The sequence below is a fragment of the Burkholderia sp. 22313 genome (genome assembly GCF_052045245.1).
GTDB lineage: Bacteria > Pseudomonadota > Gammaproteobacteria > Burkholderiales > Burkholderiaceae > Burkholderia.
The window spans coordinates 102,279-126,012 of the sequence record NZ_JBQEON010000011.1; the positions used below are offsets into that span (position 1 = coordinate 102,279).

A 23,734-nucleotide genomic window follows, 5' to 3' on the forward strand; every position below is an offset into this window, starting at 1 on the left:
AACCGCGGGAAGGCGCGCGTCAGACCGCCTTCCCGTCGCGCCCGGCATCGGCTCCGACGTCGGCTCCGACGACATCGGCCCCGGCATCGTCGGCGCCGTTCGGGCCCGTGGGCCCGGCCGTGCTCAGCATCCGTGCGAGACGTGCCCGATCGCAGGCCCCCTCCCATGTCGACACGAAGATCACCGCGCACGCATTGCTGATGATGCTGGTCAGCGCACGCGCTTCCGACATGAAGCGATCGATGCCCACCAGCAGCGCGACGCCGGCCACCGGCAAGTCGGGCATCACCGCGAGCGTCGCGACGAGCGCGACGAGCCCGCTGCCGGATACGCCGGCCGCCCCCTTCGACGTCAGCAGCATCAACGCCAGCAGCGCCGCGATTTGCGGCGCGGAAAGCGGCACGTCGCACGCCTGCGCGATGAACAATGCCGCGAGTGTCATGTAGATCGCGGTGCCGTCCAGGTTGAACGAGTAGCCGGCCGGCAGCACGAGCCCGACGACACCCTTGTCGCAACCCAGCGCCTCGAGCTTGACGATCAGCCGCGGCAATACCGGCTCCGTGGACGACGTCGCGAGGACGATCAGCAGTTCCTCGCGCATATAGCGCAACAGCCGCCACAGCGCGAAGCCGTGCAGCCGCGCGAGCGGCGCGAGCACCAGCGCGACGAACAGCACGCAGGCCACGTAGAACGACGCCATCAACCGCGCGAGCGAGCCGACCGAACCGATGCCGAAGCGGCCCACCGTAAACGCCATCGCGCCGAAGGCGCCGAGCGGGGCGAGTCGCATGATCATCGCGAGCACGCGAAACACGACCTGCGCGACCCCGTCGATCAGCGCCAGCACGGGACGCCCGGCCTGCGGATACGCGTTCAGCGAAAAGCCGAACAGCAGCGACAGCAGCAGTACCGGCAGCACCTCGCCCTTCTGGAACGCGCCGAGCATCGTGTCCGGGATCACGCTCAGCGCAAACTCGACGAGCCCGTGCGGCTGCGCCTGCCGCACATACTGCGCGAGGAGGGTCGAGTCGAGATGGTGCACGTCGACGTGCATGCCGGCGCCGGGCCGCAGCACGAACGCGGTGACGAGCCCGAATGCGAGCGCGGCGGCGGTCAGCAGATAGAACAGCACCAGCGCGCGGACGATCGTGCGTCCGATGGCCTTCCCGCTCGTCAGCGACGTGATGCCGGAGACGATCGTGCAGAACACGATCGGCGCGATCATCATCCGCACGAGACCGACGAATGCATCGCTGAGCGGCTTGAGCATCGCGCCCGCGGACGGCCAGAAGTGGCCGACGCTCACGCCGAGCACCATCGCCAGCAGCACCTGCACGTAGAGCGAACGAAGCGGCCTTGCCAGCGTCACGATGCGGTCTTCCTCGACGTTCCGGTCATGTTCGTCGGAATGGTCGCATGGGTCACTTCGATCCGTCGTCGCGTGCGGCGCCACCGCGCTTCGCGTCGACGATGGCGCGGTGAAACGCCTCCGCGGCCGGCGTCAGCGGACGCCCGCGCCGTTTCACGATGCCGACCCGGCGCTTGACGGCCGGTTCGACGAGCGGCACGCTCGTCAGCAGCGGATGGTCGTGCCCCGGCATCGCCATCGACGGCACCGCGGCGACACCAAGGCCCGCCTCGACCAACCCGAGCAGGGTCGTCACGTGACGCGTCTCGCACACGCTCGGCACACGCGGCGCGACGGTCGTCAGCGCCTGGTCGAGCAACAGGCGGTTGCCGGACGTCTTGCCCACCGACACATACTCGTACTCGTAAAGCTCGCTCCAGGTCACGCGCTTCTTGCGCGCGAGCGGATGGTCGCGCCGGCACGCGGCAACGAAGCGCTCCTGCAGCAGCAGCTTGAAGTCGATCTCGGGCTCCTGGCTGCCCATGAAGCTCACGCCGAAATCGGCCTCGCCGCTGATCACGGCGCCGAGCACCTCGTTCGCGCTCGCATCGAGCAGCTTGACCCTGATGCGCGGAAAACGGCGATGATAGCTCGCGATCACGTTGGGCAAAAAATAATAGGCGACCGACGGCACGCACGCGATCGTCACATGACCGAGGCGGCTCGACGACACGTCGCGGATGCCGAGCAGCGCGGCGTCGAGATCGTCCAGCAGTTGCTCGGCACTCGGCGCGAATACGCGCCCGACGGTGGTCAGCGTGACGCTGCGCGTGGTGCGCTCGAACAGGCGCACGCCGAGCGCGTCCTCCAGCTTGTCGATCCGGCGACTCAACGCGGGTTGCGAAATGCTGATCGACTCCGCGGCCTTCCGGAAGCTGCCCAGCTCCACCACCGCGCGAAACGCCTGCAAGTCGGTCAAATCGAAGTTGATTCCCACGGGCCATGCCTCCCCATCTCGGATGCCGCGTATTGTGCACGATCCGGGCGGGCACACCTAGCCGGGAGATGCCCGTCTCCGACATCCCGCTACGCCCGATACCGCAACGCATCGATCACGATCGAGAACGCGCGCGATGCCGCTCGATACGGGCTACGTCCGGTTCGGCGGAACGTCGTCCTGGGCGGCCAGTTGCGCGCGAACCGCCAGTTTCGCGCTGATTTTCGAGAATGTCGTATTGACCATGGAGGTCACGGGCTCGACCGCCTCCAGCTTGCCGCACAACACGTCGGGCTGCTCCTTGAACACCGTGGCCTGCTCCCTGTTGCTGCGGGCATTGTTCAAGGCCGCGTCGCGATAGTCGTCGACGACCAGCACGCGACGCGGCCCCGTCGCAAACTGCGCGCCCGAGCCGCCGGCATCCGGCATGCCGGTTGCTGCATGCAATGGTCTCGATCCCGGAGCCGTTGATGCCCCCACCGCCGATGTTCCGACCCGACACGGCCTTCGATCCGCGCGCGGCGCGCCGTTGTACGCGCGGCGCCGCGCACCCGACGCCGGCCCGCACCGGAGCCATGCCATGACGCGCCACGCGAACGCGAAGCCAACCGCTGCCGCCGCGACCGACGGCGACACGCCGGCCACGCTCGACGCGTGCCGCCGCTGCGGATTGTGGGAACACGCGACCCAGCCGGTTCCTGGCGCGGGGCCCGCCGGCGCACGCATCATGCTGGTCGGCGAGCAGCCGGGCGACCAGGAAGACCGCGCGGGCATCCCGTTCGTCGGCGCGGCGGGCCGCATACTCGACCGCGCGCTCGACGAAGCCGGCCTGGAGCGTGCGAGCGTCTACCTGACCAACGCGGTCAAGCACTTCAAATGGGAACCGCGCGGCAAGCGGCGGCTGCACAAGACGCCCGCGCAACGCGAGGTCGCCGCGTGCCGCTACTGGCTCGAGCGAGAGCTCGATACGCTCGCGCCGCGCGTGATCGTCGCGCTCGGTGCGACGGCGCTGCGCGCGATACTGCGCGACAACGACGCAACGCTGGAGCGCACGCGCCGGCCGGTACGCACGCCCGAAGGCTGTCTCGTCGTCGCGACCTATCACCCGTCATATGTGTTGCGCACGCGCGGCGCCGATGCGCGCGAGCGCGCGTACCGGACGCTCGTCGATGCATTGCGCACCGCGCAGCGGCTCGCGAACGGCGCGAACGGAGACGCCGAATGAGCGACTTGCGCAGCGACGACGCAACGCGCGACACCGCCGCCGCGCCGGCCGCGCAGCCGTGGTATCGCCGGCTCGGCCCGGGCCTGCTCGCGGGCGCGTCGGACGCGGACCCGAGCAACGTCGCCGTCTATGCGCAGGCCGGCAGCCAGTTCGGCTTCAACATGCTGTGGATGATCGTCGTCACGCTGCCGATGATGGTGGTCGTGCAGCTTGCGTCGGCGTTCGTCGGGCGCACGAATCGCGAAGGCCTCGTCGCCGGCATCCGCGAGCATTTCTCCGACCGGCTCGCGAAGGCGCTGATCGTGATGGTCGCGATCGTCAACGTCGTGAACGTCGGCGCGGATCTCGCCGCGATGGGCGACGCGACGGCACTCGTCGTCGGCGGCCGAAGCTACTGGTATGCGCCCGTGTACGGCATCGGATCGCTCGCGCTACAGGTGCTGCTGTCCTACGCGCGCTACACGCGCTGGCTCAAATGGATGACGCTCGGCCTGCTCGCGTACGTGATCGAACTCGGCTTCGTCCACGTCGACTGGCGCACGCTGCTGCAGGCGATCGTGCTGCCGCACATCGCGCTCACGCACGACTATGCGACGACGGCGGTCGCCGTGCTCGGCACGACGCTGAGCCCCTACCTGTTCGTGTGGCAGGCCGCGCTCGAGGTCGAGGAAACCCAGGCCGAGCGGCGCAACGGCGACACGTCATGCGCACCGGGTGCGCGTCGCGAGACCGAGCGGCGCGTCACGTTCGATACGTGGACCGGAATGATCGTCACCAACGCGGTGTCGTTCTGCATCATGGTGATCGGCGCGGCCGTGTTCTTCACGCACGGCAAGCACGACATCGGCTCGACCGCGCAGGCCGCCGAAGCGCTGCGGCCGATCGCCGGCGAAGCGGCGTTTCTCGTGTTCGCGTTCGGCATCGTCGGCTGCGGGCTGCTGGCGATCCCCGCGTTCGCGGGCAGCGCCGCGTATGGCTGCGCGGAAGCCTGGCGGTTCCGCGAAGGGCTGAACGAACCGGTGCGGCGCGCGCCCGCCTTCTATGCGGTGCTGGCGCTGTGCGTGATCGTCGGCATCGCGATCTGCTTCGGCCCGATCAATCCGATCAAGGCGCTGTACTGGAGCGCGGTGCTCAACGGCGTCGCCGCGGTGCCGATGCTCGTGCTGGTGATGCTGCTGTCGCAGCGCCGCGAAGCGGCAGGGCAACCCGGCAGCGGTCTCGCGTCGAAGATCTTCGGGTGGCTGGCGGTCGCGCTGATGGTGGCGTCGGTGGTCGTGATGGCCGTGGATCTGCTGACTTGACCCGAAGAGACGGAAGACTGGTTGCGTGCGTAACCGGGCGGAAAGCAAAAGGAAAGGCGCACGAGGAAAGGCGAACGGGAAAACGCCGGCGAAGTCAAGCAGCCAGCCGGGGCAAGCAAACGGCAGCCGGGCAGCCGCGCAAGCGGCCCGGCTGCCAGCCCGATGCCGTTACATCATCTTGCCGCGCGAGCGTTCGGCACGCGCCGCATCGGCGGCCGACTCGACCTTCTTCACTTCCTCCGGCGGCGGCAGCACGGCCTTGAAGCCCATCGACTCGATCCACATCTCGCGCGCCCAGCCGCGGGTGTGATAGAGGTGATGGTCCTCGTCGGCCTCGACCTCGTCGTGCGCGGCCTTCAGCGCCTTCGCCGCGTCGCCGGCCGGCAACTGGTCCGCGGCATAGCCGATCAGCTCCCAGTTCAGGTGATCCTTGGTCTCGGCGAGCACCACGCATTCGGCCGCGACGACCTGCGCGACGGCCGGGTCAGCCTGCTTCTTCGCCTGCTCGATCACCTGGACGAGCGACTTGCCGGTCGCCGCGACCGCCGCGCGCCCCGGCGACTGCGCGTTCGGATCGAGGCCGAGCGTGTCGAATACCTGGCGCAGGACTTCCTGGTGATGCATCGTTTCGCGGTGGTACTTCTCCCATTCCTTGTGCAAGTCCTCGTCGGTCGCGCACTGGATCGCGGCTTCGTAGATCTTCGCGCCGCCAAGCTCGGTCTCGTAAGCCTGGCAGAGCAGTTCGAGGATGCCTTCGTGCTTCGATTGCCGTTGGGCCATGACTGCCTCTCCAAAAAAAGCGGGCCGCACGCGGCCCTGGGGTTGAACCGGGCGCGCGTTACCGCGCGCCCACCTTGCGCTGGAGCGCCTCCGCCATGCTCAGGTGATGCCTGAGCGTCGGCAGCGTGGATTGCGCGAACGCGCGCAACTGCGGATCCTTGCCGTCGCGCGCTTCGCCTTCGAACAGCGCGACCGCCTGCTTGTGCGCGTCCGGGCCGACCGCCGCGACATACGCGGTGTCGAAGTCGCGACCGCGCTTGCCGCGCAGCGCCTCGACGTCCGGGTCCGAGATCTGGTCGACCTGCGGCTTCATGCCCTTGCGCGCGGCGAGCTGGGTGAGCGTCTCGTTCGCCTTGCCGTGGTCGGCCACCATGCGTCGCGCGAATGCGCGCACCTCCGCCGACTGCGCCTGCTTCAGCGCGAGCTGGCTCGCCTGCACTTCGGCCTTGCCGGCCAGCGCGGCCTTGTCGATGAATTCCGCGTCGCCGCTCTGCGGCGCCTTCGCGATGCCCGGGTCGCCCATGGCGGCGCCCGACGACGGGTTGATCACGCCGCCGGGCACGTGCGAATTCGATGCGGGCGGCTCGCTCGGCATCTGGGCCAGCGCGCCGCCCGACACCGCGAGTACGCCCGCGGCGAGCGCCGCGAGCGTCCAGTTGGGTTGTTTCATGCGCGTTCTCCTTCGGTGGATGGGGCGGTCAGCCGCCAACGATCGAGCCGCCGTTCGGATGCAGGGTCTGTCCGGTCATGTAGCTCGCGCCGTCGGACGCGAGCAGCACGTAGCAACCGATCAGCTCGTCCGGCTGCCCCGGCCGCTTGAGCGGCACGTTCGCGCCGAACGTCGACACCTGTTCGGCGGTGAAGGTGGACGGGATCAGCGGCGTCCAGATCGGCCCCGGCGCGACGGCGTTCACGCGGATGTCGCGCTCGGCCAGCTCGATCGACAGCGAACGGGTGAGCGCGACGATCGCGCCCTTGGTCGCCGAGTAGTCGGGCAGTTTCGGGCTGCCGTGATACGCGGTCACCGACGCGGTATTGACGATGCGCCCGCCGTGCTTCATGTGCGGCAGCGCGGCCTGCGTGCAGAAAAACATCCCGTACAGGTTGGTGCGGAACGTGCGCTCGAGCTGGGGTTCGGTCACGTCCTCGATGCCGGGTTGCGGATGCTGTTCGCCCGCGTTGTTGACCAGCACGTCGAGCCGGCCGAGCCGCTCGACCGTGCGCGCGACCGCATCGCGCGCCTGCCGGCGGTCGCCGACGTCGCATGCGATGGCTTCGCAGCGCCGGCCGGCCTGCTCGATCAGCCGCTTCGTCTGCGCGGCATCGTCCGATTCGTTCAGGTAGACGATCGCGACGTCCGCGCCTTCCTTCGCGAAACCGATCGCGACCGCGCGGCCGATCCCGCTGTCGCCGCCCGTCACAAGCGCGACCTTGCCGGCCAGCTTGCCGCTGCCGACGTAATCGGCCGCTTCGTCGCGCGGCTTCGGATGCATGGCCCGCTCGCTGCCTGGCTGATGCGTCTGCTTCTGGGGCGGCGGGGTCTTCGCGGTGGTCATGGGTTCCTCCTTGAGCGGGTGCCGGCGATGCCGCGCAAGCGGCATGCCGCGCACAGCGCACCGGCTGGCATGCGTCGACGCGGGCCGGGCCGCGCACGGCGTTGCAAGCCCGTGCAGAAACGGCGTGCCCGGCGGGCGTGCTTAGCGGGCATGCTCAGCGCGGGCGGCCCTGCGTGGTGCCGTCCGGCCGGCGCACCGGATCGAAGTCGCGCCATTCGCCGTCCTGCCAGTCGCCTTCGACGCGCTCGATCGATTCCGCGCCGGTCGCGCGCAGCACGTCTTCCGCGGTGGCCGCGGTCGTCGCCGTCACGCGCGCGGCCAGGATCACGCCGGATTCGCTGTGCGCCAGCGTGCCCTTGCCCTCGGCCTGCTCGCCGCGCATCCGGCCGAGCGCGCCGCCGAATGCGCCGAGATACGCGCCCGCCAGCGCGCCGGCGGCCGGCACGAACCAGTAGCGCAAGCCGAGCGCATAGACCACCAGCCCGACGATCACGCCGATCAGCAGCCCGCGCAGCGCGCCGACCATCGCGCCACGGCCGCCCGGCTTCGCCGCGGTGTCGGCATACACGTCGCCGCCGATCGGAAAGCGCGCGTGCTGGCCGCCCGGGTTGAGGAAAAAGATCGACACGTCATCCGGGCCGAACGCGCGCTCGTAAAGGTGGCGCGCCCCACCTTCCGCTTCATCGAACGTCGTGAAGCGGCCTGCGACGATCATCGCCATGCTCATGCTCCTCGTGACGGTGACGCGCCGCGCACGCGGTGGCGCGTGCGGCGCGACGCGACGGCGGCGCTCACATCAGCCGCCCGAGTTCCTTCGATACCGAGGCCGGCGTGGCGTATTCGCGATCGGGAATCTGCCGGAGCATGTCGAGCACGCCCGGATCGGCATGCGCGCGCTCCGCGCACTGGACGACCTCCGACTTGCTGGCCGGATAGTCCATCCCCTTCAGCGCCTTCTGCACGTCGACCGGGCTTGGCGCCTTGCCGTGCCCCGTCTGGTGGCCGCCCTTGTCGTGGTCCTGCTGGATCCGCTCGCCTTCGTTCGCGCGCGAGTGGCTGTATTCGTGGCCCGTATGTTGTCGGGATGACATAAAAAACCTCCTTCGATCGAACAACGAAAATGCGCATGCTCAGGCGGACGGGCGGCGCGCCCGCGCCAGTGCGGCCACGACCAGCGCCGCCGCGCCCAGCGCGACCGCGCCCGCGACCTTCGGCCGCTGCACCACCGCGTTGTACGCGCAACCGCGCAGCACCGGCCCGTCCATGCCTTCGCGCTCGTGCAGCGCGTGGCGCGACTCGTACAGCGCGTTGTCGTCGCGCGGCCGCGCGGGGCGCACCGTGCGCTGGCCGCGCGAGAACAGCGTGGCCGCGACGCGATCGAACAGCCGCGGCGCGTGATACGCGCCGGCCGACGCGAGCTTCGCGGCGCCGCCGACGAACAGCGTGCGGCGCGGATGCGCGGCCGCGAACAGGATCGCGTCGGCGACGAGGTCGGGGTCGTAGATCGGCGGCGGCAGCTTCGCCTCGACGTTCATGTAGTTCTTCGCGTGCATCACGAACATCGTGTCGATCGCGGCCGGCTTGATCAGCGTGACGGACACGGGCAAATGGTCCGACTCCAGTTCGAGCCGCAGCGAATCGGTGAAGCCCTTCACCGCATGCTTCGATGCCACGTAAGCGCTTTGCAGCGGCACCGGCGCATCGGACGCTTCGCTGCCCATGTTGATGATCGCGCCGCCGTGGAAATCGCCCTTGCGCCGGAAATGATCCGATGCGACGAGCGAGCCGTGCACGACGCCCCAGTAGTTGGTGTCGAACAGCCGGCGCTGATCCTCGAGCGGCACCGCGGCCGCCGTGCCGAAGATCGACACGCCCGCGTTGTTGACCCACGTGTCGAAGCCACCATAGGTATCGGCCGCCGCCGCGGCCGCGCGCTGCAGATCCTCGAGATTGCCGACGTCGCCGGCCACCAGCACCGCAAGGCCGCCGTGCTGGCGGATTTCGTCGCACAGCGTGTTCAGCGCGTCCTCGTTGCGCGCGAACAGCACCAGCTTCGCGCCGCGCCGTGCCGCCTTGCGCGCGGTGACGAGGCCGATGCCGCTCGTGGCGCCCGTGATCACGATCGTCTGCTCGCCGACCGGTTTGAGCATGCAGTTCATCACTGGCTCCTTTCGCGAGGCCGCGGTTATTTCGGGCGGATGGTCAACTGGTCACGCACGTCCTGCACGCCGTCGATCTGCCTGACGACGCCGACGGCCTGCGTGCGCTGCTGTTCGTCCGGCACGCTGCCGGTGAGCATCACGATGCCGTGGCGCGTCTTCACGTGGATATCGCCGGCCGACAGGCCGCTCGTGCCGACCAGTTCGGCCTTGGCCTTGGTCGTGATGGTCGCGTCGCGGATCTTCGTGCCGGTGCTCGAATGCGTCGACGACAACGACATGGATGACGATGACGATGCCGTGCCGTCGTCGCCTGCGGCGAACACGTTCGGCGCGACCACCGTGCAGGCGGCGGCCGCGGCGATCGCGATCGCCATCCCGAGACGCGGGGCGCGATGGTGGCGGAATCGCGGTGCGCGGGCTTGCAGCGGGAATACCTTCATCGTGACCTCCTTTCGTGGAACCGGCATGACCGGCAGGTAACCCGGTGGCGCAAGCCGCGTGCCGCGGGCGGCACGCCGCGTGTGCGTGCGGTCCGCCGATCAGACGCCCTTTCATCCAACGCGTTGTAATTTTTTCGGCGCACCGGCGGGGTGCCTTCCCCGCAACGCACCGGGTATGACGCTTGCCGAACCGGGACTCAACAGGGGCCCATCGGCGCGGCCCCGACCTCGGGAGCAACACCATGCAGAGAATCGCGTTGATCAGTGAACATGCGTCGCCGCTGGGGGTGATCGGCGGCGTGGATGCGGGCGGCCAGAACATCTACGTCGCGAACGTCGCGAAGCAACTGGCCGAGCGCGGCCTCGACGTCGACGTCTACACGCGCTGCGACAATCCGCACCTGCCCGATACCGTGCAGATCGGCCCGCGCATGCGCGTGATCCACGTGCCGGCCGGGCCGCCTGTCGAGGTACCGAAGGAACGGCTGCTGCCGTACATGCGGGCATTCGCCGATCACATGATCGCGCGCATGCGGTGCGAGCCCGACCCGGTCGACGTGATGCACGCGAACTTCTTCATGTCGGGCGACGCCGGGCTGCGCGTGAAGCAGCGCCTCGGCATTCCGCTCGTCACGACGTTCCATGCGCTCGGCCGCGTGCGCCGGCTGCATCAGGGCGCGGCCGACGGCTTCCCGGACGAGCGCTTCGCGATCGAGGACACGCTCGCGCGCCGCTCGGACCGGCTGATCGCGGAATGCCCGCAAGACGCGCTCGACCTGAAAACGCACTACCACGCCGACGCCGCGCGCATCGAGATGCGTGCCGTGCGGGTTCGACGCGCGCGAATTCCGGCCGGTGCCGCGCGTCGATGCGCGCGCGCGGCTCGGCTGGCCGCAGGATGCGTTCGTGGTGCTGCAGCTCGGCCGTCTCGTGCCGCGCAAGGGCATCGACACGGTGATCGACGCGCTCGCGCGGATGCCGCGCGATCCGGCGCGGCCGACCCGGCTCTATATCGTCGGCGGCAGCCACCCGACACCGGACCCGTCACGCGACCCGGAACTCGCGCGGCTCGCCGCGCTCGCGCACGGCGGCCGGCAACCGCCGCACGCCCGTCGCGACCACGCCGGGCGTACTCGCGCACCGCAAGGAGAACGCATGATGAAGGGCCATGACCGCAAACGCATCCTCGTCACCGGCGGCGCCGGGTTTCTCGGTTCGCATCTGTGCGAACGCCTCGTGACGGCCGGGCACGACGTGCTGTGCGTCGACAATTTCTACACGGGGGCGAAGGACAACATCGCGCATCTGTTCGACGCGCCCAACTTCGAGCTGATGCGGCACGACGTGACGTTTCCGCTGTACGTCGAGGTCGACGAAATCTACAACCTCGCGTGTCCCGCGTCGCCCGTGCACTACCAGCGCGACCCGGTGCAGACCACCAAGACCAGCATGCACGGCGCGATCAACCTGCTCGGCCTCGCGAAACGCGTGAAGGCGCGCATCCTGCAGGCATCGACGAGCGAGGTGTACGGCGACCCCGACGTGCATCCGCAGGACGAGCACTACTGCGGCCGCGTGAACCCGATCGGCATGCGCGCGTGCTACGACGAAGGCAAGCGCTGCGCGGAAACGCTGTTCATGGACTATCACCGCCAGTACGGCGTCGACGTGCGGATCGCGCGGATCTTCAATACGTACGGGCCGCGCATGCATCCGGCGGATGGCCGCGTGATCTCGAACTTCATCACGCAGGCACTGGCCGGCGAGCCGCTGACCGTCTACGGCGACGGCAGGCAGACGCGCTCGTTCTGCTATGTCGACGACATGGTCGACGCGCTGATCCGGCTGATGGACGAACCGGGCGATGCGGGCGATGCATGCGAGCCGGTGAACCTCGGCAGCGACGACGAGATCGCGATGATCGACATCGCGCGCGAAGTCGTGCGGATCGTCGGCACGCCGGTCGCGATCGAGTTCTGTCCGCTGCCGGCCGACGATCCGCGCCAGCGGCGGCCCGACCTCGACGTCGCGCACCGGCGCCTCGGCTGGCGCGCGACGACGCCGCTCGCGAGCGGGCTCGCGCATACCGCGCGGTATTTCATCCATCGGCAGGCCGTGCACCATACGCCGGGCGATCTCGTGCGCAGCACGCAGATCGCGTCGCACATGCTCGCGCAGATCAGCACGCGCAACCGGCCGGCAGCCGCGAAGTAACCGGCCGGCACCACCGCGTGCGCCGGCCGGCCCGCAGCGCGCGTCAGCCGTCGCGCTGCGTCATGCGCGCGATCCTGTGCGCCAGCTCGCGCACGTCGACCGGCTTGCACAGGTAGCCGTCGAAGCCCGCTTCGAGCACGCGGCGCTCGTCGGCGAGGCCCGCGTGCGCGGTCACGGCCAGCACGCGCAAGTCCGGCGGCGCGGCGCCGTTCGCGCCGCCGCGCCGCAGCGCGTCGAGCAGCCAGAAGCCGTCGCCGTCGGGCATCGCGAGATCGGACAGCACGACGGTGGGCTGCAGGTCGGCGACGACCGCGAGCGCTTCGCGGCCCGACGCCGCGATCGCGACGGCCGCGCCGCAGGTGGTCAGCGCGGCGGTGAGGCTCGCTCGGGTGGTCGCGTCGTCGTCGACGATCAGGATGCGCTGCGTGTCGAGCCTCGGCGGAGCGCGCCGGTCGTCGGCCTGCGCGATGCTCCACGCCATCGCGCCCATCGGTTGCCAGCCGGCCGGCAGCGTGACCGTGAAGGTCGCGCCGCGATTGCGGCCGGCGCTTTCGACCCGCACCTTGCCGCCATGCAGTTCGGCGATGTGGCGCACGATCGACAGGCCGAGCCCGAGCCCGCGCCGCGACGACGCGGGCGAACCGTCCGCGCGGCGGAACATATCGAACACGTGCGGGATGAACTCGGGCGGGATGCCTTGCCCGGTATCGGCGACCGTCAGCACCGCATGCGTGTCGTCGCGCGCCAGCGTGACCGTCACGGCCCCGCCGCCCGGCGTGAATTTCAGCGCGTTCGACACGAGATTCGACAGCATCTGCCGCAACCGCTCGGCGTCGCCCGACACCACGCAGGCCTGCGCGGCGCAGTCGAATTCGAGCGTGGTGCCGGCCGCCGACGCGGCCGTCTGGAACGACGCGGTCGCATCGGAGAACAGCCGCACGACCTCGACCGGCATCGCGTCGAGCTGCAGCTTGCCGGTGGCGAGCGACGACGCGTCGAGAATGTCGCCAACCATCCGCGTGAGCGAGCGCGCGCTGCGGTCGATCGCGTCGATCGCCTGCTGCTGCAGCGCGTCGTCGCGCGAACGGCGCAGCACCTCGACCCAGCCATAGATCACGTTCAGCGGCGTGCGCAGTTCGTGCGACACGGTCGCGAGCAGTTCGTCCTTCAGGCGGTTCGAGGTATCGGCCTGGTCGCGGCGGCGCTGCGCACCGCTCTCGCGCAGCGACAGCGACAGCGCGACGCAGCCGCGTGCTTCGCCGCGCACCGGGCACGCCGATGCCGTCGCGCGAAACCGCCGGCCGTCGCGCCGCACGCACGGCAGCTCGAGCGGGCCGACCGCTTCGCGCATCGCGTCGAACGATTCGGCGAGCGGATTGCGGCGCAGCCAGCGCATCGCGATCAGCGTTTCGAGCGGACGCCCGCGCGCCTCGGCTTCGTCGTACCCGAAGAGCCGTTGCGCGGCCGGGTTCCAGCTGACGATCCGGCTCTGGCCGTCGATCCCGACGAGCGCGTCCGGCGACGCCTCGACCACCGCGCGCTGCAGGCGCGACGCATCGGCAAGCGCGCGCTCCGCGCCGACATCGCGCAGCAGCAGCACCGCGCCGTCGCGGTTGCCGTCCGCATCGCCGATCGGCGACGCGACCTCGACGATCGGCATCGGCGCGCCGCCGTCCGCCCCGTGCAGCCAGTGACGGTCGGACGTCGCGTGCGAGCCGCCGAGTGCGCGGCCGAGCGGGGTCGTCTGCACGCGCCGGCCGTCGCGATCGAACACGCGCAGCACGTCACGCACGGGCCGGCCCGCCGCATCGTCCGCGCGGCAGCCCGCCAGCTCGGCCGCGATCGCATTCAGGTAAGTCACGTGCCCCTGGGTATCGGTCGCGATCACGCCGTACGGCAGCGCCTGCAACACGGCGTCGAGCTGCCGCCGCGCGACGGCGTCGCGCCGGCGCGACGCCGCGTTCGTGACCCGTGCGTGGCGCAGCATCGTCGCGACCGCACAGACGAGCGCGCCGATCAGCACGAAGGCGCCGAGCCGCACGAGCCGCTCGGACAGCGGGCCGGTATAGGCGTCCGGGTCGGACAGAAACAGCGTCCAGACCAGCAAGCCGCTGACCACGGTCGACGCGATCCCGAACAGGAACGACGTCGCCCACGCGGCGAGCGCGAGCACCGGGTAGTACAGGACCAGCGGCAAATTCACGCCGCCGAAGCGGATCGCGAGCGCATGCAGCACGGTCGCGATCGCGACCAGCATCGCGGCGGTTGCGTAATTTCCGGCTTTCGGCCGTGCCATTTCACTCATCGAACACGCTCCTGCCGCAGCGCGGGCAACCGCCCGCCAGGGATGCACGAACGGGCATGCCGCATGCTCGTCCGCTCGATTGCCGACCGGCACTGCCGGCCTGGTCCATTACGCACGTCACGCACGTCACGCCAACCACGGAGACTGCCACGCCATGACCGCCCCGACCCGCTGGCTCGTCATCTCTCCGCATCTCGACGATGCCGTCTTAGTTGCGGGCGCTTGCTCGCGCAGGCGCCCGGCTCGGTCGTCGTCACGGTGTTCGCCGGGATTCCCGCGCACGGGTCCGCCGCGCCGCCGTGGGATCGCCGCGCGGGCTTTCGCACCGCCGACGAGGCGGTGCGCACGCGCCGCGACGAAGACCGGCGTGCACTCGCGCGGCTCGACGCGCGGCCCGTCTGGCTCGATTTCCTCGACGATCAGTACGGCACGCCGGCCGCATCGACGGCGATCGCCGCGCGGCTGGCCGACACGATCGACGCGCACCCGGGCTGCGGCGTGCTCGCGCCGGCCGGCCTGTTCCATCGCGATCACCTGCAGGTGCAGCAAGCCGCGCTGGCGCTGCTGCGCGACAACGACCGGGCGGGCGGCACCTCGCGCGTGTGGCGCTTCTACGAGGATGTGCCGTATCGGCGGATCGACGGGCTGATGGTCCGGCGCGTGATCGCGTGGCGCGAGCGCGGCTGGATCGGTCATCCGGTCGGCACGCCGGCCGGTGATCGCAGGGATGGCACGGATCGCATGGACGGCGCGAACGACGCGGACGGCTCGGTGGCAAAGGCCGAGGCCGTGGACCGCGTATCCGAGCCAGATTGCGCTGTTCGAGCCTCATATGCGCGCCGCTCTCCGTGAACCCGAAACGTACTGGCGGCTCGAATGCGACACGTCCGCGTAACGCCCGCGCGGGTTGCGCTGCCGCCGCGCGAGACCCGCGTGACCGCCGTGGTGCTCACGTACCGGCGCGCGGACGAACTCGCCCGCACGCTCGCGCGGCTCTCGGGCCTGCCCGACCGGCCGGCGATCGTCGTCGTCGACAACGGCGCGGACGATGCCACCGCCGCGCTCGTGCGCGACCGCTTTGCGCACGCGACACTGGTGCATGCGCCGGGCAACCTGGGCGCGGCCGGCCGCAATCTCGGCGTGGCCGTCGCGCGCACGCGCCACGTCGCGTTCTGCGACGACGACACGTGGTGGGCGCCCGGCTCGCTCGCGGCAGCCGCGAACCTGCTCGATGCGTATCCGCACGTCGCGGCCGTCACCGCACGCGTGCTGGTCGGTCCGGACGAGCACGAGGATCCGACCTGCAGGCGGATGGCCGACAGCCCGCTCGCGGCGAGCGTCGCGTTGCCGGGCCGCCCGATCCTCGGGCTGCTGGCCGGCGCGAGCGCGTTCCGGCGCGACGCGTTCCTGCATGCGAGCGGCTATCACCCGCGCTATTTTCTCGGTGGCGAGGAAGCGCTGCTCGCGCTCGACCTGTATCGCGCGGGCGCATGGCTGGTCTATGCACCGCACCTGACGGTTCATCATTACCCTTCGATGCAGCGCGACGCGCAGACGCGCGTGAGTGCGTCCCACCGCAATGCGGTGTGGACCGCGTGGCTTCGATGGCCGGCCGGCGCCGCGCTCGCGCACACCGTGCGGATGCTGCCGCGCCTGCGTGACGAACGCTCGGTCATCCGCACGTTCGCGGGCCTGTCGTGGATCCCGCGCGAGCGACGGACGCTGCCGCCGCACGTCGAGCGCATGCGCCGCCAGCTTGACGGCGATACGCGGCACGCCGCGGACCCGCACGCATGAGCGCGTAACCCACGCGCGCGGCATCAGGAGTCCGGTTTTTCCGCTTCGTCTTCGAGTTGGGCAAGCCGGTTGTAAATCGTTTTCAGGCTGACGTCGAGCACCTCGGCCGCCTGCGCCTTCACGCCGCCGCATTGCGCGATCGTGCCGAGGATCAACTTGCGGTCGACTTCCTCGAGCGGCGTGCCGAACGGCACCGTCACACGATCTTCATGCGAGTCGACCATATTCGACAGCTCCTCCATGATCGGCGGCGGCAGCGAGTCGATCACGTCGGTGTCGCTGAAGATGCTCGCGCGCTGCACGAAGTTGCGCAGCTCGCGCACGTTGCCGGGCCATGCGTACGCCTTCAGCGCGTCGCGCGCGGCCGGCGCGAAGCGCAGGCTGCGGCCGCTTTCCTCGTTGTAGCGCTGCAGGAATGCGTCGGCGAGCATCGGGATGTCGTCGCCGCGCTCGCGCAGCGACGGCAGCGGAATCGGGAACACGTTGATCCGGTGATAGAGGTCGGGCCGCAGTTTGCCGTCCGCCATCGCGCCTTCCGGATCGCGGTTGGTCGCCGCGACGATGCGCACGTCGACGTCGATCTCGCGGGTCGAGCCGAGCCGCGTCAGCCGCCCGGTTTCGAGCACGCGCAACAGCTTGACCTGCGATTCGACCGGCATCTCGGTGATTTCGTCGAGGAACAGCGTGCCGCCGTCCGCACGTTCGAAGAAGCCCTTGTGTTGCCGCTCCGCACCGGTGAAGCTGCCGCGGTCGTGGCCGAACATCTCGCTTTCGACGAGGTTCGCCGCGATCGCGCCGCAGTTCACCGCGAGGAACGGGCCGCGGCGGCGCAGGCTCAGGTCGTGGACCGTCTGCGCGGCGAGCTCCTTGCCGGTGCCGGATTCGCCGGTGAGCAGCACCGATGCCTCGGTGCGCGCGACGCGGCCGATCGCATCGTAGACGGCCTGCATCGCGGGCGAGCTGCCGAGCATCCGGCCGAAGCGGCCGAGGCGCTGCAGTTCGGAGCGCAGCTCGGCGATTTCCTCATGCAATGCCGTGGTGCGCGGCACGCGCGCGAAGATGCTGTTCAGCCGCTGCATGTTGAGCGGCTTCACCAGGTAGTCGGTCGCGCCGCGCCGCAATGCATCGATCGCGGTTTCGAGGCTCGCGTGACCGGTGGTCAGCACCATTTCGCAATGCCCGCGCTTGGGCAATGCGTCGAACAGATCCATTCCGTTGCCGTCCGGCAGCACGAGATCGCACAGCACGAGATCGGGGGTATTCGTCGAGACGAGCGTGCGCGCTTCCTCGAGCGTCGCGGCCGTGTCGCACACAAGCTGCTGCGCTTGCGCCATCGTCGCGAGCATCGTTCGCGTATCGGCATCGTCTTCGACGATCAGCACATGAGGCATCGAAGCTCCTGGTGATGCGGCCCGGCGCACATATCGGCCGAAACCGCGGCGGGCATGCGGTGCGAGGGTGCGACACCGGGCACTGGCGACGCATTTCACACGGCACACGAACGGGCAGACACGCTGCCCTGCCCTGACAAACCTGTGTTTGACGGGTGTTTAGCAGTATAGAAGAAGCATGTTACGCATGCGCCGTTCATCGAATAAATCTATCCGCACGCGGCGAACGCATTGCGAGATTCAATCTGGCGCCTCGCTACAGACGGTATGCTTTCCGGGTGAAAAGCGACGTGTGCCCCGTCATTTTTTCATCTTGCCGTAGCGATTTCGGTCAAAATTTCCCAATGCGATCACACTCATGTCGAAATCCGACGATGACGGCACGCGACTGTTCGGCCGTTCGCGAACGATCCAGGATTTGCTGCTGAAAATATCGCGCGTCGCCGCGACGCGCGTCAGTGTGCTGGTGGTTGGCGAAAGCGGCGCCGGCAAGGACATCGTCGCGCGGCTCATTCACGACATGAGCCCGCGCCGGCGTGCGCCGTTCGTGCCCGTCAATTGTGGTGCGATCCCGAAAGACATCGCGGAGTCACACTTGTTCGGTCACGAAAAAGGCAGTTTCACCGGGGCCGTGGCACAACATGTGGGCATGTTCGAAGCCGCACGCGGCGGCACGCTGTTTCTCGACGAAATCGCGGAAATGCCGGCGGAACTTCAGGTGAAACTGCTGCGCACGCTCGAGTCGAACACGATCGTGCGCGTCGGCGGCCACGAACCGATCCCGCTCGACGTGCGGATCGTCGCGGCCACCCATCACGATCCGGTCGAAGCCGTGCGCAGCGGCCGGCTGCGCGAAGACCTGTTCTACCGGATCGCGACGATCGCGCTGCATGTGCCCGCGCTGCGTCAGCGCGAGGACGACGTCGGCGACATCGCGCTGCAGATCGTCGAGCGGCTGAACGCCCGGCACCGCACCCGCAAACGTTTGTCGATGCAGGCGATGAAGGCGCTGCGCGCGTACACGTGGCCCGGCAACGTGCGCGAGTTGCGCAACGCGCTCGAACGCGCGTTCATCCTTGCGGACGAACAGATCGAGCTGCAGCTGCCGCGCCGGCAGCCGCCGCGCGAGGAAGTGCGTCACAACGCGATGACACTGCATATCGGCACGACGCTCGCGCATACGCAGCAGCGGTTCATCGTCGCGTCGCTGCGCCATTTCAACGGCGACAAGCCGCGCACCGCGAAGGCGCTCGGCATCAGCCTGAAGACGCTGTACAACCGCCTCGCGCTGCTGCCCGAACACGAGCGCAACGCGACGGCCGGCACGGCGGCGCCGACTCCGGGTGCCGGCGGTGCAGGCAGCGTCGGCGGCACTGCCGGTTCCGCCGGCACCGCGAGCGCGGCCACGCCGCCGAGCACATCGAATCAGTAAGCGTCGCGCTTCGGCGCTCGCGTCGCCTATGACGCGACCTCGCGCAACACGCTGTCCCACTCGCGCACGAACCGCTCGATCCCGAATCGCTCGCATGCATCGCGCTTCGCCGCCGCGCCCCACTCGCGCGCGAGTTCCGGATCGCGGATCAGCATGCGCATCGCGTCGATCAGCACGCGCGGCCGCGTATCGGCCACGCCGTTGTAGCCGCTGCGCACGAGCTGCCCCATCTCGGTCGTCGCCAGCGCGACGATCGGCAGCCCGATCATCATCGCCTCGATCACCGCAAGCCCGAGGCTCGTGTAGCGGATCGGGTTGAAGAAGAACCGGTAGTGCGACAGGAACTGCGGCAGCGCCGGGTTCGGCACTTCGCCGATGCCGCCGAGCGCGGCCGACCCCATCCCCACGAGATCGAGCGGCACGCTCAGACGCACCACCTCGAACAGGTCCGCGCCGAGCCGCCGCCCGCGCCGCGCGAGGTTATTCACGACCGTCACGCCCTTCGGCAGCGTGCCGCGATACTCGACGCCGTCGGGCATCAGCACGCCGTGCTCGATCACGCGCGTCGGCGTGACGCCGCTGTCCCACATCAGTGCATTGAACGGCGTCACGTGCACCAGCAACACGTTCGGATCCTGCACCGGATGCAGCATGTCGGTCGGATGCTCGCGCGGCGGATCGTGTTCGACGAACAGCGCCGGCAGCGCACGCTGCGCTTCGCTGAGCAGCTGCAACCGGTCGTGCTCGTAATGGCTGTGATGCTGGTACAGCACGCAATCGAATTCGGTGTCGCGCACGCATTCGGCCGGCACCTCAAGAACGTTTTCACCCCACGGCAGGTGTCCGACCCGCCCCGCATAGCCGGGCGGATGCCTCGGCTTCGTCACGATGTAGAAATCGTGCGGCGCCTGCGACAGGTAGTACAAATAGTTGCCATGCACGTGCCAGGTCAGCACGCGCAACCGCTTACGTGACATGACGTCTCTCCTCCGCGAGCAACGCGCTCGCCCGATCGATCACGTCGTCGACATCGATCGCGGTCGCGCACTCGTGTCCGTATGGGCAGGTGTCGAACATGCACGGCCGGCAGGCCGGGTAGTTCGCGAGCACGCGATGACGTTCGGCGTCGAGCGGCGCCCAGCGGGCCGTGTCGCTGCCGCATGCGACGACGACGCTCGGCGTGCCGAACGCCGCCGCGACATGCGACACGCCCGTGTCGTTGCACAACAGAAGCCGCGCGCGGCCGATCAGCGCGGCCAGCGCGCCGAGCGGCGTGCGCCCGCACAGGTTCACGCACGGCCGCCCGAGATGCGCGGCGAACGCGTTGGCCAGCGCGAGTTCCGCGCGCGTGCCGGTCAGCACGATCTGCCAGCCGTCGTCGGCGAGCCACCGCGCGACGCTCGCGAAGCGCTCGACCGGCCAGCGCCGCGACGCCATCCGCGCGCCGGGGTGGACGATCACGTAGCGCCCCGCATCGAGCGCGTGCTCGTCGCACAGCACATGCCACAGCGCGTAGTCGAGGCCGCCGAGCGGAAATTCCAGGTAGTCGCCCCAGTCCGAATAGCCGAGCTGGCGTGTCAGCGCCAGGTAGCGCGTGACTTCCGGCTCGCCGTCGCGCCACACGACCGAGCAGTCGAGCGTGGCCGTGCCGCCGTCGGGCGGCACGAAGCCGGCCGTGCGCGTCGCGCCGAGCGACGCGACGATGGCGTTGCTCCGCACGCCGCTGCCGTGCAGCTGGATCGCGAGATCGAAGTCGCGCGCCCGGCATTCGGCGATGAACGCCTCGCGCGCGGCCGGATCGGCGTCCGGCTGTTCGCCGAGGCCCGGCGCGCCGGGAAACGCGATGAAGTTGTCGATGTAGTCGGAAAAGCGCGACGCGAACTCGCGCGCCCACGGCAACCCGATCAGCGTGATGCGCGCATGCGGTTCGCCGTGGCGCAGCGCGCGCAGCGCCGGTACCGCGCACAGCATGTCGCCGAGTTGCAGCGCGCGGAACACCGCAATGCGCATCGGACCGGACGACGAAGCGGAATCGAGCATCATAGGAACAGCACCCGGAAGTGAAGCGCACCGCGCATGCGCCAGTACAACGACACGGGCGGAATCACGATCGACGTGACGATCATCTCGGCGACATGCGACGGCGTGAGCCGCGTGCCGCGCAGCCGCTTCGCGCAGAAAGCGGCGGTGATCACGGCCCATGCGGCCGCGCACGCGATGCCCGGCGCGTGCCAGCCGGCGGCGAAACAACCGATCGCGCCGATCGCGAACAGCACCGCGGCGTAGTAGTTCCACGGCGGCATCGAGCGGATATGGCGCCGATAGGTCGCGCGGTGCTTCTTGTACAGCAGCGCGTCGAAATACACCTTCGACTGCTGCCCGATGCTCGCACCCCAGTGCGCGGGGCGCACCGGATGCACGATCCGCGCGGCATCGACGCCGACGATCGGCCCCGCATGCTCGCGCAGCGCGAACATCAGGTCGGCATCCTCGCGCCACGCGCGCGTGAAGCGCTCGTCGAAGCCGCCGATACGCTCGAGCGCCGTGCGCCGCACGAAGCAGTTCGCGGTCGCGAACTCCGCATCCGCGAGACCGGCCGCGTCACGCTCGTAGTCGGTCGGACGCGGCCGCAGCGGCACGTCGATGCGCCCCGCCGCCGCGACCGCCGACGGCTCGGCGAGCAGCGCGGCCGCGCCGTGGCGCAGCCAGGTCGGATCGGGAATGGTGTCGTCGTCGGTGAACGCGATCAGCGCGCCGCGCGCGCTGCGCCAGCCGATGTTGCGCGCGCCGGCCGGCCCCTGCGTGTCCGGCGCGGTCATGTAGCGGATCGCGGGCACGTCGGCCATGCGCAAACGGCACGCGTCGATGACGGGGCGCGCGCTGCCGGCCGGATCGTCGTCGACGATCACGATCTCGTACGTCGTCGGATCGAATACCTGCGCGCACAGCGCGTCGAGGCAGCGTTCGAGCAGATCGGGCCGCCGGTAGGTCGGCACGACGACCGACACCACGGGCGGCAATTGCGTGTCGCGCATGTTCATCGTGGTTTCTCCAGCAGGAACGAGCCGATCACGAGCGCGTCGAGCGGCGACGTCCAGAAGCATTCGAGCGCGTCGCGCGGCGTACAGACGATCGGCTCGCCGCGCGTGTTGAACGACGTGTTGACGAGCACCGGCACGCCGGTCAGCGCGTCGAACTCGGACAGCAGCGCATGCAGCAGCGGATGCTGGCTTTCGTTGACGGTCTGCACGCGCGCGGTGCCGTCGATGTGGCGCACCGCGGGAATCGTCGCTTCGCCGCCGGGCGCGACGTCGTACACGAACAGCATGAACGGCGCGCGCAGCGGCGTGCGCTTGCCGCCGTTGAACCAGTGATGCGCACGGCTTTCGAGCACGACCGGCGCGACCGGCCGGAAGTCCTCGCGATCCTTGATGCGGTTCAGCTTGCGCTGCATGTCCGGATCGATCGGCGACGCGAGGATCGAACGGGCGCCGAGCGCGCGCGGCCCGAACTCCATGCGGCCCTGGAACCAGCCGATCACGCGGTTCGCCGCGAGCAGCGCGGCCGTCTGCGCGGCGACGTCCGCGAGCCGCCGGTACGGCAGCTGCGCCTCCTTCAGGAACGCCTCGATCGCGTCGTCGTCATACGACGGCCCGAGATACGCGTGGTCCATCCGCCAGTCGCCGCGCATGCCGCGCATCCGGAAGTCGGTCCATAGCGCGGCGCCGAGCGCGGTGCCCGCATCGCCGGCGGCGGGCTGCACCCACACGTCGTCGAACGGGCCGCGATCGCGGATCTTCGCGTTCATCACGCAGTTCAGCGCGACGCCGCCCGCCATCGCGAGCTGCTGCTCGCCGGTCTCGGCCGCGAGCCAGTCGACCGCCTGCAGCGCCGTCTCCTCCAGCACGCACTGCAGCGCGTGCGCGATGTCGCAGTGATGCGGCTCGATCGGGCCGCCGCGTTCACGCGGCGGGCCGAACAGCGCGGCGAGGTCGCCGTCGACGGTCTCGTAGCGGCCTTCGCCGTGGTAGCGCACCAGCTTGCGCATGTCGTCGGCGAACACCGGCTTGCCGTACGACGCGAGCGCCATCACCTTGTACTCGTCGGACGAATGCAGGAACCCGAGGTAGCGCGTCACGCGCTCGTACAGCAGGCCGAGCGAATGCGGCAGGTTGACCTGGCCGAGCCGCCGGTACGACTGGCCGTCGAACACGCCGTAGCTCGTCGTCGCGCGTTCGCCGCGGCCGTCCATCGTCATCACCGCGCAGTGCTCGTAGGGCGCCGCGAGAAACGCGCTGGCCTCGTGCGCGAGATGGTGCTCGATGAAATGCCAGCGGAACGGCCCGTCGTACGCGACGCCGCGAAACCGCCGCTGCAGGTGGTGCGGCGCGCCGCCCGCGAGCTGGCGCGGCGCATTCACGATCGACGACAGGAACAGCGCATGCCACGGCGACACGCCATCCTCGCGCGGCGCATGCGCGGACGGCGCAAGCGGCAGCGTCAGCTCGGACACGGTGCCGTGCCGGTCGAGTTCGAGCCACGGGTCGTACGAATACGCGACATGGTCGACGTCCGCGAGCGTGATGCCCGCTTCCGCGAGACAGTAGTCGATCGCGTGGTACGGCAGCTCCCACGTCGAGAACGGCACCGGCCGCTTCGCATGCTTCACGTGCGTGAAGCGTTCGTCCTCGGCGGCCGCGATCACGACGCCGTCGCGCATCAGGCACGCGGCGCTGTCGTGGAAGGCGGCGTTGATGCCGAGCGTATGGATCGGTTCGGGCATGCG

21 protein-coding genes and 2 pseudogenes are annotated in these 23,734 nt (G+C 69.7%); 7 read left to right on the forward strand and 16 right to left on the reverse strand.

The annotated features are described in order from the left end of the window. Positions 1 to 19: 19 nt before the first annotated feature. The 3 genes from dctA to ACTJKF_RS11725 all read right to left on the reverse strand — a co-directional run bounded on the left by dctA (position 20) and on the right by ACTJKF_RS11725 (position 2,792). Entirely contained in the window at positions 20 to 1,369 is a 1,350-nt protein-coding gene (dctA, locus tag ACTJKF_RS11715) for a C4-dicarboxylate transporter DctA (protein ID WP_440623703.1), read from the reverse strand. Positions 1,370 to 1,421: 52 nt separating this feature from the next. After that, on the reverse strand, positions 1,422 to 2,345 hold the full coding sequence (locus tag ACTJKF_RS11720) for a LysR family transcriptional regulator (RefSeq protein ID WP_440623704.1): 924 nt from the start codon (positions 2,343 to 2,345) through the stop codon (positions 1,422 to 1,424). Between the two features lie 153 nt (positions 2,346 to 2,498). Next, the gene (locus ACTJKF_RS11725) at positions 2,499 to 2,792 is read right to left on the reverse strand and encodes a hypothetical protein (RefSeq protein WP_440623705.1); all 294 of its coding nucleotides are present in this window, start codon (positions 2,790 to 2,792) and stop codon (positions 2,499 to 2,501) included. A 133-nt stretch (positions 2,793 to 2,925) separates the two neighbouring features. On the opposite strand from ACTJKF_RS11725, the gene ACTJKF_RS11730 reads away from it, so the two are divergent. After that, entirely contained in the window at positions 2,926 to 3,570 is a 645-nt protein-coding gene (locus ACTJKF_RS11730) for a UdgX family uracil-DNA binding protein (protein ID WP_440623706.1), read from the forward strand. Further along, a complete protein-coding gene (locus tag ACTJKF_RS11735) occupies positions 3,567 to 4,871 on the forward strand; it encodes an Nramp family divalent metal transporter (protein WP_440623707.1) in 1,305 nt (434 codons plus the stop codon). Before ACTJKF_RS11730 ends, ACTJKF_RS11735 begins: the two co-directional genes overlap by 4 nt. A 168-nt stretch (positions 4,872 to 5,039) precedes the next feature. Here ACTJKF_RS11735 and ACTJKF_RS11740 read toward each other — a convergent pair whose 3' ends face one another. The 7 genes from ACTJKF_RS11740 to ACTJKF_RS11770 form a co-directional block, all read right to left on the reverse strand. After that, the gene (locus ACTJKF_RS11740) at positions 5,040 to 5,651 is read right to left on the reverse strand and encodes a DUF892 family protein (RefSeq protein ID WP_440623708.1); all 612 of its coding nucleotides are present in this window, start codon (positions 5,649 to 5,651) and stop codon (positions 5,040 to 5,042) included. A 58-nt stretch (positions 5,652 to 5,709) separates the two neighbouring features. Beyond that, complete coding sequence (locus ACTJKF_RS11745) at positions 5,710 to 6,321, reverse strand: DUF4142 domain-containing protein (protein ID WP_440623709.1); 612 nt, start codon at positions 6,319 to 6,321, stop codon at positions 5,710 to 5,712. 28 nt (positions 6,322 to 6,349) lie between these two features. Next, positions 6,350 to 7,207 (reverse strand): SDR family oxidoreductase, encoded by an 858-nt coding sequence (locus ACTJKF_RS11750; protein ID WP_440623710.1) that lies wholly within the window; start codon positions 7,205 to 7,207, stop codon positions 6,350 to 6,352. Positions 7,208 to 7,361: 154 nt separating this feature from the next. After that, positions 7,362 to 7,928, reverse strand: a complete 567-nt coding sequence (locus ACTJKF_RS11755; RefSeq protein WP_440623711.1) for a hypothetical protein — start codon at positions 7,926 to 7,928, stop codon at positions 7,362 to 7,364. A 70-nt stretch (positions 7,929 to 7,998) separates the two neighbouring features. Beyond that, positions 7,999 to 8,298, reverse strand: a complete 300-nt coding sequence (locus ACTJKF_RS11760) for a DUF2795 domain-containing protein (protein ID WP_440623712.1) — start codon at positions 8,296 to 8,298, stop codon at positions 7,999 to 8,001. A 39-nt stretch (positions 8,299 to 8,337) separates the two neighbouring features. Next, a complete protein-coding gene (locus tag ACTJKF_RS11765; RefSeq protein WP_440623713.1) occupies positions 8,338 to 9,366 on the reverse strand; it encodes an SDR family oxidoreductase in 1,029 nt (342 codons plus the stop codon). A 26-nt stretch (positions 9,367 to 9,392) separates the two neighbouring features. After that, positions 9,393 to 9,809 (reverse strand): BON domain-containing protein, encoded by a 417-nt coding sequence (locus ACTJKF_RS11770; RefSeq protein WP_440623714.1) that lies wholly within the window; start codon positions 9,807 to 9,809, stop codon positions 9,393 to 9,395. A 242-nt stretch (positions 9,810 to 10,051) separates the two neighbouring features. Between ACTJKF_RS11770 and ACTJKF_RS11775 the strand changes: the two are divergent. Both ACTJKF_RS11775 and ACTJKF_RS11780 read left to right on the forward strand, forming a co-directional pair. Continuing rightward, a pseudogene (locus tag ACTJKF_RS11775) lies at positions 10,052 to 10,895 on the forward strand (glycosyltransferase); the annotation flags it as partial. A 72-nt stretch (positions 10,896 to 10,967) separates the two neighbouring features. After that, positions 10,968 to 12,023, forward strand: a complete 1,056-nt coding sequence (locus ACTJKF_RS11780; protein WP_440623769.1) for a UDP-glucuronic acid decarboxylase family protein — start codon at positions 10,968 to 10,970, stop codon at positions 12,021 to 12,023. A gap of 43 nt (positions 12,024 to 12,066) precedes the next feature. On the opposite strand, the gene ACTJKF_RS11785 is transcribed toward ACTJKF_RS11780, so the two are convergent. Beyond that, positions 12,067 to 14,328 carry an ATP-binding protein gene (locus ACTJKF_RS11785; RefSeq protein ID WP_440623715.1) on the reverse strand — a complete coding sequence of 754 codons (2,262 nt, stop codon included), beginning with the start codon at positions 14,326 to 14,328 and terminating at the stop codon, positions 12,067 to 12,069. Between the two features lie 154 nt (positions 14,329 to 14,482). On the opposite strand from ACTJKF_RS11785, the pseudogene ACTJKF_RS11790 reads away from it, so the two are divergent. Next, positions 14,483 to 15,223 (forward strand): annotated as a pseudogene (locus ACTJKF_RS11790) (PIG-L deacetylase family protein). Beyond that, on the forward strand, positions 15,205 to 16,125 hold the full coding sequence (locus tag ACTJKF_RS11795) for a glycosyltransferase family 2 protein (RefSeq protein ID WP_440623716.1): 921 nt from the start codon (positions 15,205 to 15,207) through the stop codon (positions 16,123 to 16,125). The pseudogene ACTJKF_RS11790 and the gene ACTJKF_RS11795 overlap by 19 nt, the downstream one beginning before the upstream one ends. A gap of 23 nt (positions 16,126 to 16,148) precedes the next feature. Here the strand turns inward: ACTJKF_RS11795 and ACTJKF_RS11800 are convergent, their stop codons facing one another. After that, on the reverse strand, positions 16,149 to 17,516 hold the full coding sequence (locus tag ACTJKF_RS11800) for a sigma-54-dependent transcriptional regulator (RefSeq protein ID WP_440623717.1): 1,368 nt from the start codon (positions 17,514 to 17,516) through the stop codon (positions 16,149 to 16,151). Positions 17,517 to 17,874: 358 nt separating this feature from the next. Here ACTJKF_RS11800 and ACTJKF_RS11805 point away from each other — a divergent pair, with 358 nt between their 5' ends. After that, positions 17,875 to 18,948: a sigma-54 interaction domain-containing protein gene (locus ACTJKF_RS11805; protein ID WP_440623718.1), complete on the forward strand. Its 1,074-nt coding sequence runs from the start codon at positions 17,875 to 17,877 to the stop codon at positions 18,946 to 18,948. A 26-nt stretch (positions 18,949 to 18,974) separates the two neighbouring features. Here the strand turns inward: ACTJKF_RS11805 and ACTJKF_RS11810 are convergent, their stop codons facing one another. Genes ACTJKF_RS11810 through ACTJKF_RS11825 form a run of 4 tightly spaced genes read right to left on the reverse strand, consistent with a single transcriptional unit; the run spans position 18,975 to position 23,731 of the window. Further along, the gene (locus ACTJKF_RS11810) at positions 18,975 to 19,925 is read right to left on the reverse strand and encodes a glycosyltransferase family 4 protein (RefSeq protein WP_440623719.1); all 951 of its coding nucleotides are present in this window, start codon (positions 19,923 to 19,925) and stop codon (positions 18,975 to 18,977) included. Beyond that, a complete protein-coding gene (locus ACTJKF_RS11815) occupies positions 19,915 to 20,991 on the reverse strand; it encodes a glycosyltransferase family 9 protein (RefSeq protein WP_440623720.1) in 1,077 nt (358 codons plus the stop codon). The genes ACTJKF_RS11810 and ACTJKF_RS11815 overlap by 11 nt, the downstream gene beginning before the upstream one ends. Continuing rightward, positions 20,988 to 21,989 (reverse strand): glycosyltransferase family 2 protein, encoded by a 1,002-nt coding sequence (locus ACTJKF_RS11820; protein ID WP_440623721.1) that lies wholly within the window; start codon positions 21,987 to 21,989, stop codon positions 20,988 to 20,990. The genes ACTJKF_RS11815 and ACTJKF_RS11820 overlap by 4 nt, the downstream gene beginning before the upstream one ends. Continuing rightward, positions 21,986 to 23,731 carry a carbamoyltransferase family protein gene (locus ACTJKF_RS11825; RefSeq protein ID WP_440623722.1) on the reverse strand — a complete coding sequence of 582 codons (1,746 nt, stop codon included), beginning with the start codon at positions 23,729 to 23,731 and terminating at the stop codon, positions 21,986 to 21,988. The genes ACTJKF_RS11820 and ACTJKF_RS11825 overlap by 4 nt, the downstream gene beginning before the upstream one ends. Between the last annotated feature and the right edge of the window lie 3 nt (positions 23,732 to 23,734).

What these genes read in the sequence shown, in the direction of transcription:
- ACTJKF_RS11770 (WP_440623714.1), bottom strand. Translation starts at nt 9,809, where the DNA reads ATGAAGGTATTCCCGCTGCAAGCCCGCGCACCGCGATTCCGCCACCAT.
- ACTJKF_RS11730 (WP_440623706.1), top strand. Translation starts at nt 2,926, where the DNA reads ATGACGCGCCACGCGAACGCGAAGCCAACCGCTGCCGCCGCGACCGAC.
- ACTJKF_RS11810 (WP_440623719.1), bottom strand. Translation starts at nt 19,925, where the DNA reads ATGTCACGTAAGCGGTTGCGCGTGCTGACCTGGCACGTGCATGGCAAC.
- ACTJKF_RS11805 (WP_440623718.1), top strand. Translation starts at nt 17,875, where the DNA reads ATGTCGAAATCCGACGATGACGGCACGCGACTGTTCGGCCGTTCGCGA.
- ACTJKF_RS11800 (WP_440623717.1), bottom strand. Translation starts at nt 17,516, where the DNA reads ATGCCTCATGTGCTGATCGTCGAAGACGATGCCGATACGCGAACGATG.
- ACTJKF_RS11795 (WP_440623716.1), top strand. Translation starts at nt 15,205, where the DNA reads ATGCGACACGTCCGCGTAACGCCCGCGCGGGTTGCGCTGCCGCCGCGC.
- ACTJKF_RS11765 (WP_440623713.1), bottom strand. Translation starts at nt 9,366, where the DNA reads ATGAACTGCATGCTCAAACCGGTCGGCGAGCAGACGATCGTGATCACG.
- ACTJKF_RS11745 (WP_440623709.1), bottom strand. Translation starts at nt 6,321, where the DNA reads ATGAAACAACCCAACTGGACGCTCGCGGCGCTCGCCGCGGGCGTACTC.
- ACTJKF_RS11755 (WP_440623711.1), bottom strand. Translation starts at nt 7,928, where the DNA reads ATGGCGATGATCGTCGCAGGCCGCTTCACGACGTTCGATGAAGCGGAA.
- ACTJKF_RS11815 (WP_440623720.1), bottom strand. Translation starts at nt 20,991, where the DNA reads ATGATGCTCGATTCCGCTTCGTCGTCCGGTCCGATGCGCATTGCGGTG.
- ACTJKF_RS11785 (WP_440623715.1), bottom strand. Translation starts at nt 14,328, where the DNA reads ATGAGTGAAATGGCACGGCCGAAAGCCGGAAATTACGCAACCGCCGCG.
- ACTJKF_RS11735 (WP_440623707.1), top strand. Translation starts at nt 3,567, where the DNA reads ATGAGCGACTTGCGCAGCGACGACGCAACGCGCGACACCGCCGCCGCG.
- ACTJKF_RS11760 (WP_440623712.1), bottom strand. Translation starts at nt 8,298, where the DNA reads ATGTCATCCCGACAACATACGGGCCACGAATACAGCCACTCGCGCGCG.
- ACTJKF_RS11825 (WP_440623722.1), bottom strand. Translation starts at nt 23,731, where the DNA reads ATGCCCGAACCGATCCATACGCTCGGCATCAACGCCGCCTTCCACGAC.
- ACTJKF_RS11780 (WP_440623769.1), top strand. Translation starts at nt 10,968, where the DNA reads ATGAAGGGCCATGACCGCAAACGCATCCTCGTCACCGGCGGCGCCGGG.
- ACTJKF_RS11750 (WP_440623710.1), bottom strand. Translation starts at nt 7,207, where the DNA reads ATGACCACCGCGAAGACCCCGCCGCCCCAGAAGCAGACGCATCAGCCA.
- ACTJKF_RS11740 (WP_440623708.1), bottom strand. Translation starts at nt 5,651, where the DNA reads ATGGCCCAACGGCAATCGAAGCACGAAGGCATCCTCGAACTGCTCTGC.
- ACTJKF_RS11820 (WP_440623721.1), bottom strand. Translation starts at nt 21,989, where the DNA reads ATGAACATGCGCGACACGCAATTGCCGCCCGTGGTGTCGGTCGTCGTG.